11 protein-coding genes are annotated in these 12,830 nt (G+C 72.6%); 9 read left to right on the plus strand and 2 right to left on the minus strand.

Annotation, left to right across the window (positions count from 1 at the left end):
- Positions 1 to 22: 22 nt before the first annotated feature.
- From hrcA to IF28_RS0112270, 9 genes are all read left to right on the plus strand, one after another.
- Positions 23 to 1,039, plus strand: a complete 1,017-nt coding sequence (hrcA, locus tag IF28_RS0112230) for a heat-inducible transcriptional repressor HrcA (protein WP_030217892.1) — start codon at positions 23 to 25, stop codon at positions 1,037 to 1,039.
- A complete protein-coding gene (dnaJ, locus tag IF28_RS0112235; RefSeq protein WP_030217895.1) occupies positions 1,039 to 2,178 on the plus strand; it encodes a molecular chaperone DnaJ in 1,140 nt (379 codons plus the stop codon). Before hrcA ends, dnaJ begins: the two co-directional genes overlap by 1 nt.
- An 89-nt stretch (positions 2,179 to 2,267) precedes the next feature.
- A complete protein-coding gene (locus tag IF28_RS0112240) occupies positions 2,268 to 3,314 on the plus strand; it encodes a nitronate monooxygenase (RefSeq protein ID WP_030217898.1) in 1,047 nt (348 codons plus the stop codon).
- Positions 3,311 to 4,051, plus strand: coding sequence for a 16S rRNA (uracil(1498)-N(3))-methyltransferase (locus tag IF28_RS0112245; protein ID WP_030217901.1), 741 nt, complete (start codon positions 3,311 to 3,313; stop codon positions 4,049 to 4,051). The genes IF28_RS0112240 and IF28_RS0112245 overlap by 4 nt, the downstream gene beginning before the upstream one ends.
- Before the next feature lie 169 nt (positions 4,052 to 4,220).
- Positions 4,221 to 4,733 (plus strand): hypothetical protein, encoded by a 513-nt coding sequence (locus IF28_RS0112250; protein WP_030217904.1) that lies wholly within the window; start codon positions 4,221 to 4,223, stop codon positions 4,731 to 4,733.
- A gap of 46 nt (positions 4,734 to 4,779) precedes the next feature.
- Positions 4,780 to 7,995, plus strand: a complete 3,216-nt coding sequence (locus tag IF28_RS0112255; RefSeq protein WP_030217907.1) for a S41 family peptidase — start codon at positions 4,780 to 4,782, stop codon at positions 7,993 to 7,995.
- A gap of 121 nt (positions 7,996 to 8,116) precedes the next feature.
- On the plus strand, positions 8,117 to 8,470 hold the full coding sequence (locus tag IF28_RS0112260) for a histidine triad nucleotide-binding protein (RefSeq protein WP_030217910.1): 354 nt from the start codon (positions 8,117 to 8,119) through the stop codon (positions 8,468 to 8,470).
- Between the two features lie 6 nt (positions 8,471 to 8,476).
- Entirely contained in the window at positions 8,477 to 9,382 is a 906-nt protein-coding gene (locus IF28_RS0112265; RefSeq protein WP_030217914.1) for a ribonuclease Z, read from the plus strand.
- A 20-nt stretch (positions 9,383 to 9,402) separates the two neighbouring features.
- Positions 9,403 to 10,395: an adenosine deaminase gene (locus IF28_RS0112270; RefSeq protein WP_030217918.1), complete on the plus strand. Its 993-nt coding sequence runs from the start codon at positions 9,403 to 9,405 to the stop codon at positions 10,393 to 10,395.
- A 33-nt stretch (positions 10,396 to 10,428) separates the two neighbouring features.
- Here IF28_RS0112270 and IF28_RS0112275 read toward each other — a convergent pair whose 3' ends face one another.
- Together IF28_RS0112275 and IF28_RS0112280 are read right to left on the minus strand one after the other, a co-directional pair.
- Positions 10,429 to 11,757, minus strand: a complete 1,329-nt coding sequence (locus IF28_RS0112275; RefSeq protein ID WP_030217921.1) for an MFS transporter — start codon at positions 11,755 to 11,757, stop codon at positions 10,429 to 10,431.
- 186 nt (positions 11,758 to 11,943) lie between these two features.
- Positions 11,944 to 12,726: an IclR family transcriptional regulator gene (locus tag IF28_RS0112280; RefSeq protein ID WP_030217925.1), complete on the minus strand. Its 783-nt coding sequence runs from the start codon at positions 12,724 to 12,726 to the stop codon at positions 11,944 to 11,946.
- Positions 12,727 to 12,830 lie beyond the last annotated feature (104 nt).

Genomic DNA, 12,830 nt, shown 5'->3' on the forward strand with positions numbered 1-12,830 from the left:
AAGGCTTCTGGAGGTGTGCGCGATGCTCAGTGAACGCAGGCTCCAGGTGCTGCGCGCCATCGTCCAGGACTATGTGGGCACCGAGGAGCCCGTCGGCTCCAAGGCCCTCACCGAGCGGCACAACCTGGGCGTCTCCCCGGCCACCGTGCGCAATGACATGGCGGCCCTGGAGGACGAGGGGTTCATCGCCCAGCCGCACACCAGTGCCGGGCGCATCCCCACCGACAAGGGCTACCGGCTGTTCGTCGACCGGCTCGCCGGCGTGAAGCCGATGACCGCGCCCGAGCGCCGGGCCATCCAGAACTTCCTCGACGGCTCCGTCGATCTCGACGACGTGGTCGCCAGGACCGTACGGCTGCTCGCCCAGCTGACCCGGCAGGTCGCCGTCGTGCAGTACCCGTCGCTGACCCGCTCCACGGTGCGGCACGTGGAACTGCTGTCCCTGGCCCCCGCGCGGCTGATGCTGGTGCTGATCACGGACACCGGCCGGGTGGAGCAGCGCCTGGTCGACTGCCCGGCGCCGTTCGGCGAGCAGTCGCTCGCGGACCTGCGCGCGCGGCTCAACAGCCGGGTCGCGGGCCGCCGGTTCACCGATGTGCCGAGCCTGGTCGAGGACCTCCCCGAGGCATTCGAGGCGGACGACCGCGGTACGGTCTCGATGGTGCTCTCCACTCTGCTGGAGACGCTCGTCGAGGAGAACGAGGAGCGGCTGATGATCGGCGGTACCGCCAATCTCACCCGCTTCGGACATGACTTCCCCCTCACGATCCGGCCCGTCCTCGAGGCGCTGGAGGAGCAGGTCGTGCTTCTCAAGTTGCTTGGGGAGGCGGGGGATTCGGGCATGACCGTGCGCATCGGGCACGAGAACGCCTATGAGGGACTCAACTCCACGTCCGTCGTGTCGGTGGGCTACGGTTCGGGCGGCGAGGCTGTTGCCAAGCTCGGCGTGGTCGGACCGACCCGCATGGACTACCCGGGAACGATGGGAGCGGTACGCGCAGTGGCACGGTACGTCGGACAGATCCTGGCGGAGTCATAGTGGCCACGGACTACTACGCCGTACTCGGCGTACGCCGCGACGCGTCGCAGGAGGAGATCAAGAAGGCCTTCCGGCGGCTCGCCCGCGAGCTGCATCCGGACGTCAATCCTGATCCCAAGACGCAGGAGCGGTTCAAGGAGATCAACGCCGCCTACGAGGTGTTGTCGGACCCGCAGAAGAAACAGGTCTACGACCTGGGCGGCGACCCCCTCTCCCAGGCGGGTGGCGGCGGTGGCGCGGGCGGCTTCGGTGCGGGCGGCTTCGGCAACTTCTCCGACATCATGGACGCGTTCTTCGGTACGGCGTCGCAGCGCGGGCCGCGCTCGCGCACCCGCCGGGGCCAGGACGCCATGATCCGGATCGACGTCGAGCTCGACGAGGCGGCGTTCGGCACGACGAAGGACATCCAGGTCGACACGGCCGTCGTCTGCACCACGTGCAGCGGCGAGGGCGCCGCTCCGGGCACCACCGCGCAGACCTGTGACATGTGCCGTGGCCGGGGTGAGGTCTCGCAGGTCACGCGGTCCTTCCTGGGCCAGGTCATGACGTCCCGCCCCTGCCCGCAGTGCCAGGGCTTCGGCACCGTCGTCCCGACCCCGTGCCCCGAGTGCGCGGGCGACGGCCGCATCCGCTCCCGGCGCACCCTCACGGTCAAGATCCCGGCCGGTGTCGACAACGGCACCCGGATCCAGCTGGCCGGCGAGGGCGAGGTCGGGCCCGGCGGCGGTCCCGCCGGCGACCTGTACGTGGAGATCCACGAACTCCCGCACAGCACCTTCCAGAGGCGCGGCGACGACCTGCACTGCACGGTCACCATCCCGATGACGGCGGCGTCCCTCGGCACCAAGGTGCCGCTGGAGACGCTGGACGGCATGGAGGAGGTCGACATCCGGCCCGGCACCCAGTCCGGCCAGTCGATCCCGCTGCACGGCCGGGGCATCACCCACCTGCGCGGCGGCGGCCGGGGCGACCTCATCGTCCACGTGGAGGTCCAGACCCCGACGAAGCTCGACCCGGAACAGGAACGCCTGCTCCGCGAACTCTCCAAGCTGCGCGGGGAGGAACGGCCTACGGGACAGTTCCAGCCCGGCCAGCAGGGGTTGTTCTCCCGGCTGAAGGACGCCTTCAACGGCCGCTGACGCCGGCTTCGGTGTCCCGGCGAAAAGTGGCTTATGCCAAGGGGAAGGGCAGGTTCGGAGTTGAGCGGGGGACGTGACAACATGCGGTCATGTCCTCCGTACTGACCGAAATCTGCCCGCACCCCGTCGTGCAGGCGCCCATGGCGGGCGGTGTCGCCGTGCCGCAGCTCGCCGCCGCCGTGTCCGAGGCGGGCGGACTCGGTTTCCTGGCCGCCGGGTACAAGACGGCGGACGGGATGTACCAGGAGATCAAGCAGCTGCGGGGACTGACCTCCCGCCCCTTCGGCGTCAACCTCTTCCTGCCGCAGCCGGAGACACCCGACGCGGCCGCCGTCGGCGTCTACGCCCATCAGCTGGCCGGCGAGGCCTCCTGGTACGAGACCGAGCTCGGCGATGCCGACAGCGGCCGTGACGACGGCTACGACGCGAAACTCGCCGTACTGCTGGACAACCCCGTGCCGGTGGTGTCGTTCCATTTCGGCGTCCCGTCCCGCGAGGTACTGGACGCCCTGCGCCGCGCCGGCACGTTCACGCTGGTCACCGCCACCACCGCCGAGGAGGCCCGCGCCGTGGAACAAGCCGGCGCGGACGCGGTGATCGCGCAGGGCGTGGAGGCCGGCGGCCACCAGGGCACCCATCGGGACGTCCCGGACACGGACCGTTCCGGTGTCGGACTGCTCTCCCTCGTCGCCCAAGTCCGGGAGTCCGTCGGCATCCCGGTCGTCGCGGCCGGCGGCATCATGCGGGGCGGCCAGATCGCCGCCGTGCTCGCGGCCGGCGCCGACGCGGCCCAGCTCGGCACGGCCTTCCTCGCCGCCCACGAGTCCGGCGCGCACTCCCTGCACAAGCGCGCCCTGACCGACCCCCTGTACGCCCGCACCGAGCTGACCCGCGCCTTCTCGGGCCGGCCGGCCCGCGCCCTGGTCAACCGTTTCCTGCGCGAGCACGGCCCGTACGCGCCCGCCGCCTACCCCGACGTCCACCATCTGACCGCCCCCCTGCGCAAGGCCGCCGCCAGGGCCGGGGACGCGCAGGGGATGGCGCTGTGGGCGGGGCAGGGCCACCGCATGGCCCGCGAACTGCCCGCCGGACAGCTGGTGGAGCTGCTGGCCGCCGAACTGGAGGCCGCCCGATGACCGCGCCGGTGTTCGTCGTCGACGACTTCGCCACGGACGGCTCCGGCCGCTACGTACTCGACGGGCCCGAGGGACGGCACGCGGTCTCCGTGAAGCGGCTGCGGGCCGGCGAGGGCGTGATCCTCACGGACGGCGCCGGGCGCTGGGCCGAGGGCGAGGTGGACGCCGCCGAGGGCAAGGACCGGCTGGTCGTGCGGCTCGGCGAGGTCGTGGAGGAGCCGGCGGAGACGCCCCGGCTGACCGTCGTCCAGGCGCTGCCCAAGGGGGACCGGGGTGAGGTGGCGGTGGAGACGATGACCGAGGTCGGGGTCGACGTCATCGTGCCGTGGGCGGCGTCGCGGTGCATCACGCAGTGGAAGGGCGAGCGGGGGGCGAAGTCGCTCGGGAAGTGGCGGGCGACGGCCCGGGAGGCGGGGAAGCAGTCGCGGCGGGTGCGGTTTCCCCGGGTGGCGGACGCGGTGACGAGCCGGGGGGTTGCGTCGATTCTCGCCGAAGCGGAGTTCGCGGCCGTGCTGCACGAGAGCGGTACGGAGGCGTTGGCATCCGTGGCGCTTCCCGTGTCCGGGGACATCGTGTTGGTGGTCGGGCCCGAAGGGGGTGTCTCGCCGGAGGAGTTGGCGTTGTTCTCGGAGGCGGGGGCTCGGGCGTTCCGGCTGGGACGGAGTGTGCTGCGGACGTCTACGGCGGGGACGGCCGCGGCGGCACTGTTGCTCGGGCGTTCGGGGCGGTGGGCCTGAGCTCCTCAAACTCCCCCGGAGGGGCTGAAACTCAGCCCCTCCGGCGTTTGAGGAGCGGGGTCCGGGGCGGAGCCCCAGGGTCGGGACGGGAAGGGGCGGCGGGGGCGAACACATCATCTGGCCGTATGCGCCCTACCGCCCCGCCCCCCACAGTGGCACGCTGCCCTTCATGGGGGCGATGAAGAGGATCCGGCGGCACGCGCTCGCCATCGGCTTCGCCGTGGCCGCCGCGGCCGGCGTCACCGCGTGCGAGGACGGCGGCCTCAGCTCCGCCGCCGTCGCGTTCACCACCGACGAGACCGTGACCAAGGAACTCAACAAGCAGAAGACCGAGGTCCGCTGGCTCAGCTGCACCGGCGACTTCGGCGACAAGAACACCGCGAGCAAGAACGCCGTCGCCTCCGTCGACTGCCAGGGCGAGACCAAGGACGGCAAGGAGATCACCGTCACCGGAAGGATCACCCACGCCGTCAACGGCGCCTGCGTACGCGGAAATCTGACCGCGAAGGTCGGCGGCAAGCAGGTGTTCCGGGTCGACGGCCTGGGCGACTGCGACTCCAAGAGCCCGCCGCGCGTGGGCCAGCCGACGCAGCGCGGCCCGCAGCCCACCGTCACCGTGACCGTGACGACGACCGTGTGGTGCGAGCAGTACCCCTCGTGTCGCCCCGTCGAGGGCAAGTGATCGCAACCTCTGTCCAGGAACGCCCGCGCCTGCATAGGGTGATCGGGTGACACAGCCCGCATCGGTCGCATCCACCGCATCCACCGCTTATCTCCGATTCCCGCATCTGCACGGCGAGTTGGTCGCCTTCACCGCCGAGGACGACGTGTGGCTCGCCCCGCTCGACGGCGGCCGGGCCTGGCGGGTGAGCGCCGACAACGTGCCGGTGACCCGGCCCCGTATCTCCCCCGACGGCACCACCGTCGCCTGGACGTCGACCCGCGACGGCGCCCCCGAGGTGCACGTCGCGCCCGTCGAAGGCGGCCCCGCCCGGCGCCTGACCCACTGGGGCAGCGGCACGACCCGCACGCGCGGCTGGACGGCGGACGGACGGGTCCTGGTGACCACCTCCCACGGCCGGGCCAGCTTCCGCCGCACCTGGGCCCACGCCGTCCCCCTCGACGGCGGCCCCGCCACCACGCTGCCGTACGGGCCGGTCGGTGATGTCGCCCAGGGACCGCACACCGTGCTGCTGTCCGCGCCGATGAGCCGCGAGGCGGCCTGGTGGAAGCGCTACCGGGGCGGCACGGCGGGCAAGCTGTGGATCGACCGCGAGGGCGACGGCGAGTTCGTACGGCTGCACGAGGACCTCGACGGGAACATCGAGTGCCCGCTGTGGGTGGGGGAGCGGATCGCGTTCCTCTCCGACCACGAGGGCACCGGCGCCCTGTACTCCTCCCTCGGCGACGGCACGGACCTGCGCAGGCACACCCCGATCGACGGCTTCTACGCCCGGCACGCCGCCACGGACGGCACCCGTGTCGTGTACTGCAGCGCCGGTGAACTGTGGCTCCTCGACGGCCTCGACGGCGCCGAACCGCGCCGCCTCGACGTCCGGCTCGGCGGGCAGCGCGTCGACCTGCAGCCGTTCCCGGTGAACGCGGCCCGCTGGTTCGGCTCCGCCTCCCCCGACCACACCGCGCGCGGCAGTGCCGTCTGTGTGCGCGGCACCGTCCACTGGGTCACCCACCGTGCCGGTCCCGCCCGCGCGCTCGCCGCGACCCTGGGCGTACGCGCCCGGCGGCCCCGCGCCTTCCGCGCGGACGGCGAGGAATGGGTGGTGTGGGTGACGGACGCCGAGGGCGACGACGCCCTGGAGTTCGCCCCCGCCACCGGACTCGCCCCGGGCGCCACCCCGCGCAGGATCGCCGCCGGGCGGCTGGGCCGGGTCGTGGGGCTCGCCATGTCCCCCGACGGCAGCCGCGCCGCGGTCGCCTCGCACGACGGCCGGGTGCTGCTCGTCGAGCGCCAGACCGGCGAGGTCCGCGAGGTCGACCGCAGTGACGACGGAGACGTGTCCGGGCTGGTCTTCTCGCCCGACTCCGGCTGGCTCGCCTGGTCCCACCCCGGCCCGCGTCCGCTCAGCCAGCTCAAGCTCGCCAACACCACCGACCTGTCGGTCACCGAGGCGACCCCGCTGAGGTTCCGGGACTACGCGCCCGCCTTCACCCTCGACGGCAGGCATCTCGCGTTCCTGTCGACCCGCTCCTTCGACCCGGTCTACGACGCGCACGTCTTCGACCTGGCCTTCGTCGAGGGCGTACGGCCGTATCTGATCACCCTCGCGGCGACCACCCCGTCCCCGTTCGGCCCGCAGCGGCACGGCCGGCCCTTCGAGACCCCGGACCGGGACGAGACCCCCGACAGCGAGGGCACCCCCACCACCAGGATCGACCTCGACGGTCTCGCCGACCGCATCGTGCCCTTCCCGGTGGAGGCCGCCCGCTACACCAATCTGCGCGCCGCCAAGGACGGGGTGCTGTGGCTGCGGCACCCGGTGCGCGGTGTGCTCGGCGCCTCCCGCGCCACCCCCGACGACCCGGACCCCAAGACCGACCTGGAGCGCTACGACCTCGCCCAGCAGCGGATCGAGCATCTCGCCGTGGACGCCGACCACTTCGAGGTCAGCGGCGACGGCAAGCGGGTGCTGCTGTGGACCGACGGGCGGCTGAAGGTCGTACCCAGCGACCGGCGCGCCTCCGGCGACGACGACAGTGACACCAACATCACCGTCGACTTGGACCGGGTCCGTCAGTTCGTCGACCCGGCCGCCGAGTGGCGGCAGATGTTCGACGAGAACGGCCGCATCATGCGGGACAACTTCTGGCGTGCCGACATGAGCGGCGTCGACTGGGACGGGGTCCTCGACCGCTACCGGCCCGTGCTCGACCGGCTCGCCACCCACGACGACCTCGTCGACCTGCTGTGGGAGGTGCACGGCGAGCTCGGCACCTCGCACGCCTATGTCATCCCGCGCGGCGGCTACGGCGACGGGGCCCGCCAGGGACTCCTCGGCGCGGACATCTCCCGCCACGGGGACGGCAGTTGGCGGGTCGACCGGATCCTGCCCGCCGAGACGTCCGACCCGGACGCCCGCTCGCCGCTCGCCGCGCCCGGTGTCGCCGTACGGGTCGGGGACGCGATCGTCGCCGTCGCCGGAGCGCCGGTCGACCCGGTGACCGGGCCCGCGCCGCTGCTGGTGGGGACGGCGGGCAAGCCGGTGGAGCTGACCGTGTCGCCGTCGGGCGGCGGTGAGCCGCGGCACGCCGTGGTGGTGCCCGTCGCCGACGAGGAGCCGCTGCGGTACCACGCGTGGGTCGCCGACCGGCGGGCGTACGTGCTGGAGAGGTCCGGCGGGCGGCTGGGGTACATCCACGTTCCCGACATGCAGGCGCCCGGGTGGGCGCAGATCCACCGTGACCTGCGGGTGGAGGTGCTGCGGGAGGGGCTGGTCGTGGACGTGCGGGAGAACCGGGGCGGGCACACCTCGCAGCTCGTGGTGGAGAAGCTGGCCCGGCGGATCGTGGGGTGGGATCTGCCGCGCGGGATGCGGGCGGAGAGCTATCCGCGGGACGCGCCGCGGGGGCCGGTCGTGGCCGTCGCCAACGAGTTCTCCGGGTCCGACGGCGACATCGTGAACGCGGCGATCCGGGCGCTGGGGATCGGGCCGGTGGTCGGTACGCGGACGTGGGGCGGCGTGATCGGCATCGACAGCCGGTACCGGCTGGTGGACGGGACGCTGGTGACCCAGCCCAAGTACGCCTTCTGGCTGGAGGGGTACGGGTGGGGCGTGGAGAACCACGGGGTGGATCCGGACGTGGAGGTCGTGCAGCGGCCGCAGGACTACGCGGCGGGGCGGGACGTCCAGCTGGACGAGGCGGTGACGCTGGCGCTGTCGGCGCTGGAGTCTTCGCCCGCGAAGGTTCCTCCGGAGGTCGTGTGAGCCGGGGTGTCGCCCGGGGGCCGGCGTTGTCGTGAGCCGGGCTGCGCGACCAACCCCCGGTCGGCGGGAAGAGGCACGGGTACGATGCTTCGTACGTGATCAGGTGGCTCGAGGAGGGTTCATGGCTGGGGAGCCTCAGGACGACTGTCTGTTCTGCAAGATCGTGGGCGGGAGCATTCCCGCGACGATCGTGCGGGAGACCGAGACCACCGTCGCGTTCCGGGACATCAATCCGCAGGCGCCCACCCATGTGCTGGTGATTCCGAAGGCGCATTACAGGAACGCCGCCGCCCTCGCCGCCGAAGCCCCCGAGCTCGCCGCGGACGTGCTGCGCGAGACACGGGCCGTCGCCGACGACGAGCAGCTGGAGAGCTACCGCACCGTCTTCAACACCGGCGGCGGCGCCGGCCAGACCGTCTGGCACGCGCACGCCCATGTGCTGGGCGGCCGCGGTCTCGAATGGCCCCCCGGATAGCCCGCCTTGTCCGTACGAGAACTGGTGGTGCTCGGCACCGCCAGCCAGGTCCCCACCCGGCACCGCAACCACAACGGCTATCTGCTGCGCTGGGACGGCGAGGGCATCCTGTTCGACCCCGGGGAGGGCACCCAGCGGCAGATGCTGCGCGCCGGGGTCGCCGCCCATGACCTGAACCGGATCTGCGTCACCCACTTCCACGGCGACCACTCCCTCGGCCTCGCCGGGGTGATCCAGCGCGTCAACCTCGACAAGGTGCCGCACGAGATCACCGCCCACTACCCGCGCTCCGGCCAGCGCTTCTTCGACCGGCTGCGCTACGCCACCGCCTACCGCGAGACCGTCGCCCTCACCGAGGCCCCCGTCGACGCCGACGGCCCCCTGGACCGCACCCCCGGCTACACCCTGGAGGCGCGCAGGCTCTCCCATCCCGTCGAGGCGTACGGCTACCGGCTCGTCGAACCCGACGGCCGGCGCATGCTGCCCGAGCGGCTGGCCGCGCACGGCATCAAGGGCCCGGACGTCGGCCGTCTCCAGCGCGAGGGCGTCCTGGACGGGGTCACGCTGGAGGAGGTCAGCGAGACGCGGCGCGGGCAGCGGTTCGCGTTCGTCATGGACACCCGGCTGTGCGACGGGGTGTACGCGCTCGCCGAGGGCTGCGACATGCTGGTCATCGAGTCGACGTTCCTCGACGAGGACGAGCGACTCGCCGTCGACTTCGGTCATCTGACGGCCGGGCAGGCCGCCCGGGTGGCGCGCGACGGAGGCGTACGGCATCTCGTCCTCACCCACTTCAGCCAGCGCTACGACGACCCGGGGGAGTTCGAGCGGCAGGCGCGGGCGGCGGGGTACGAGGGCGAGCTGACCGTGGCCCGTGATCTGCAACGGGTGGGACTTCCGAAGCGTCGGTGAGACGGTCGTACGATGGTCTGATGCCCATACCGAAAGCCGAACTGCACCTTCATATCGAAGGCACCCTTGAGCCCGAGCTGGCCTTCGCCCTTGCCGCGCGCAACGGTGTCGAGCTGCCGTACGCGGACACCGGCGCGCTGCGTGAGGCGTACCGCTTCGAGGATCTGCAGTCCTTCCTGAACCTGTACTACGAGCTCATGGCCGTGCTGCGGACCGAGCGGGACTTCGAGGATCTCGCCGACGCCTACCTGGCCCGCGCCGCCGTACAGGGGGTGCGGCACGCGGAGATCTTCTTCGACCCGCAGGCGCACATGGCGCGCGGGGTCGGCATGGGCACGGTCGTCGAGGGACTGTGGCGGGCGCTCGGCCGCAGCGAGGAGACGCACGGTGTCTCCACCCGGCTGATCATGTGCTTCCTGCGGGACGAGTCCGCGGAGTCGGCGCTGGCGACGCTGGACGCGGCGAAGCCGTATCTGGACCGGATCACCGGGGTCGGGCTGGACTCGGCGGAGGTCGGGCATCCGCCGGTGAAGTTCCGGGAGGTGTACGAGGCCGCTGCCGCGCTGGGGCTGCGGCGGGTGGCGCACGCGGGGGAGGAGGGGCCGCCGGAGTACATCCGGGAGGCGCTGGACGTGCTCGGTGTCGAGCGGATCGACCACGGGCTGCGGTGCATGGAGGATCCGGGCCTGGTGGAACGGCTGGTGCGGGAGCGGGTGCCGCTGACGTTGTGCCCGTTGTCGAACGTGCGGCTGCGGACGGTGGACGTGCTGGCGGACCATCCGCTGCCGGCGATGCTGGACGCGGGGCTGATGTGCACGGTCAACTCCGACGACCCGGCGTACTTCGGGGGCTACGCGGGCGACAACTTCGACGCGGTACGCGAGTCCCTCGGCCTCACTCCGGCCCACCTGCGCACCCTGGCCCGCAACTCCTTCCTGGCCGCGTTCCTCTCCGACGACGAACCCCGCCGCGCGCGCTACCTGGCGGAGGTGGACGCCCACACCCCCGCCTGAACCCCCACCCCGCGGCCAGGCGGGCTGCGGGTGTCAGGGGGATCCCGGTGCTCGGGTTGCCGCTGCCGTGTCGTAGGCGCCCCGCGCAGCGGACGGCGTGCCGTCGAGGGGGATCTCGATCACCGGTTGTTCCGGCGCACCGACCTCGGGCACGAGCCCCGCAGGCGTCGCCGTCGCCGCCGCGACGACCGCCGCCGGGTGGCCACCACGACGCCGGACGGCCCCCGGCAGCAGCGGCCGCCCACCCGTGTGCAGCGCCACCGCCGTCATCGGCAGAGCGACCACCAGCAGCCCCGCCCCCAGCACCGCCCCCATCACCGGAAACCCCGCCTGCGCCGACAGCACACTCCCGGTCAGCGGCCCCGCCGCCGTCCCCAGCGACGACGCCGACCCCACCAGCACCGCCCACCGCCCGCGCGGATCCAGCGAGGCGGCCAGCCCGATCAGATACGACAGCACCACCGGATAGAAGGTGTTCCAGGCGATCTCACCGGCGGCGAAACTCCCGAGGCCGGTAGCGGACGCGCTCAGCGCGATACAGCCCGCGATGAGGACCGTACCGCCGCCGATCGGCAGCGCCCTCCCCATCCGCGCCCCCAGCGCCCCCGCGCCCAGGACACCCAGCAGCCCCGCCCCGAGCGCCACCGCGAAGACGACCCCCACGGTCGGCTCGGACAGGTTCGCCTGCCCGACCCCGATACGCCCGCTCACGCCCCACAGCGCGTTCTGCGCGAGCGACCACAGCAGCATCGCGCCGGCGAGCACCGCTCCCGAACGCCGGTGCGGCAGACGTGCGGTCGCCTCCGGCCCGGTGACGCGCGGACCGGCCGTACGGCCCGGCAGCCGGGACGTCAGCGGCCACACCGCCAGCGCGGTGAGGGCGATCGCGGCCAGGGTGAGCCCGTGGCCCGGCAGATGCGGCACCGTCAGATACACGACGCCCGCCAGCGCGGACACGCTGAGCAGCCCCAGCGTGGACGCCCGGTGCGGATCGCGTTCGGCGGCGATCCTGGTCGCCGCGACCGTCGTCGCCGTACCCGACCCGACGCCGCCGATCACCGCACCGGCGACGACGGCCGGTACGGCGGTGGTGAGGGCGGCCGCGCCGTAGCCGACGGCGGCCAGCAGCAGGCCGAGCCGGGCCAGGGTGCGGGCCCCGGTCCGTTCCACGCGCGAGGCCAGCAGGAATCCGGCGGCCGCGGAGCTCAGCAGCAGCGCGCTGCCGACGGCTCCCGCCTGGGTGGCGGAGAGGCCGAGCCCGCGTTCGAGGCGGCCGACGGTGGTCGGCAGCAGATACGGGGCGAGGTACCCGGCCGTGAAAAGGGCGACGAGAGGCCAGGGAGTGGTGCGAGGGGCGAACACGGGCGGTCCCAGGGCGTGCGGAAGGGACGGTGCGAAAGACCGTGGGAAAGGGGGAGCGGCGACCGTCGACCGACGGGGGCGCGCGGCCAATTTGTATCAAGCGCGGGCAGGGCAACGGGAGCGCGCAAGCTGTGATCTAAGTCACTCTTGCGTTTGGAGTCCCGGAAGACCGGGTAACAGCGTCCGCTAACGCCAGTGAACAGCCCCGCCACCTGCGGGAACCGTGGTCTCCAGCTTCGTCCGGATCTCCCGCATCACGGCGACGATCCGCTCCTCCCGCTCCGGCGTCAGCCGCGCCACCGGCACCGAGCAGCTGATGGCGTCCCGCGCCGGGGAGTCGTACCGCAGGGCGAACCCGAAACCGATGATCCCCGGTACCCCCTCCTCCCGGTCCACGGAGTAACCGCGCTCCCGCACCCCGGCCAGATCCGCGGCCAGCGACTCCCGCGAGGTGTGGGTGTTCGCCGTGGCCGCCTCGTACGGGCCCTCGGGCAGTTCCCCGTCCGGTCGCTCCGCCAGCAGCGCCTTGCCGAGCGCGCCCACGTGCGCCGGCAGCCGCCGCCCCACCCTGCTGATCGTCCGCAGATACTCGTGCGACTCGCGCGTCGCGAGATACGCGACGTCGTGGCCGTCCAGCCGCCCCATGTGGATCGTCTCGCCCAGCGCGTCGGACGCCTCGTCCAGATACGGGCGCACCGCCCGCACGCGCGGGTCCGAGTCGAGATAGCTGGTGCCGGTGAGCAGGGCGCGGATGCCGATGCCGTACAGCGAGCCGGTGACGTCGGTACGGACCCAGCCGCGGGCGATCAGGGTCTGCAGCAGCGCGTACATCGAGCTGCGCGGCACGCTCAGCTCGTCCGCCAGCTCCTGGAGGCGCGCCGGACGGTCACCGCGCGCGGCGAGCAGTTCCAGTACCTCCATCGTGCGCGCGGCGGACTTGACCTCGCGCACGCCCCCTGTCTCCGACATGCGCCGATCGTAAACCGGGCCGATGAGATCCAGGGCGGGCCATTGACGGTTCTCGTTCGCCTACTTAACCTTCATTTTCATACATGGATGACGTCTACATAGGG

It is taken from the genome of Streptomyces sp. NRRL WC-3626 (assembly GCF_000718785.1).
Classification (GTDB): domain Bacteria; phylum Actinomycetota; class Actinomycetes; order Streptomycetales; family Streptomycetaceae; genus Streptomyces; species Streptomyces edwardsiae.

Excerpts from the sequence above, each read along its gene's own strand:
- IF28_RS0112280 (WP_030217925.1), bottom strand. The coding sequence starts at position 12,726 with ATGTCGGAGACAGGGGGCGTGCGCGAGGTCAAGTCCGCCGCGCGCACG.
- IF28_RS0112240 (WP_030217898.1), top strand. The coding sequence starts at position 2,268 with ATGTCCTCCGTACTGACCGAAATCTGCCCGCACCCCGTCGTGCAGGCG.
- hrcA (WP_030217892.1), top strand. The coding sequence starts at position 23 with ATGCTCAGTGAACGCAGGCTCCAGGTGCTGCGCGCCATCGTCCAGGAC.
- IF28_RS0112245 (WP_030217901.1), top strand. The coding sequence starts at position 3,311 with ATGACCGCGCCGGTGTTCGTCGTCGACGACTTCGCCACGGACGGCTCC.
- IF28_RS0112260 (WP_030217910.1), top strand. The coding sequence starts at position 8,117 with ATGGCTGGGGAGCCTCAGGACGACTGTCTGTTCTGCAAGATCGTGGGC.
- IF28_RS0112270 (WP_030217918.1), top strand. The coding sequence starts at position 9,403 with ATGCCCATACCGAAAGCCGAACTGCACCTTCATATCGAAGGCACCCTT.
- IF28_RS0112250 (WP_030217904.1), top strand. The coding sequence starts at position 4,221 with ATGGGGGCGATGAAGAGGATCCGGCGGCACGCGCTCGCCATCGGCTTC.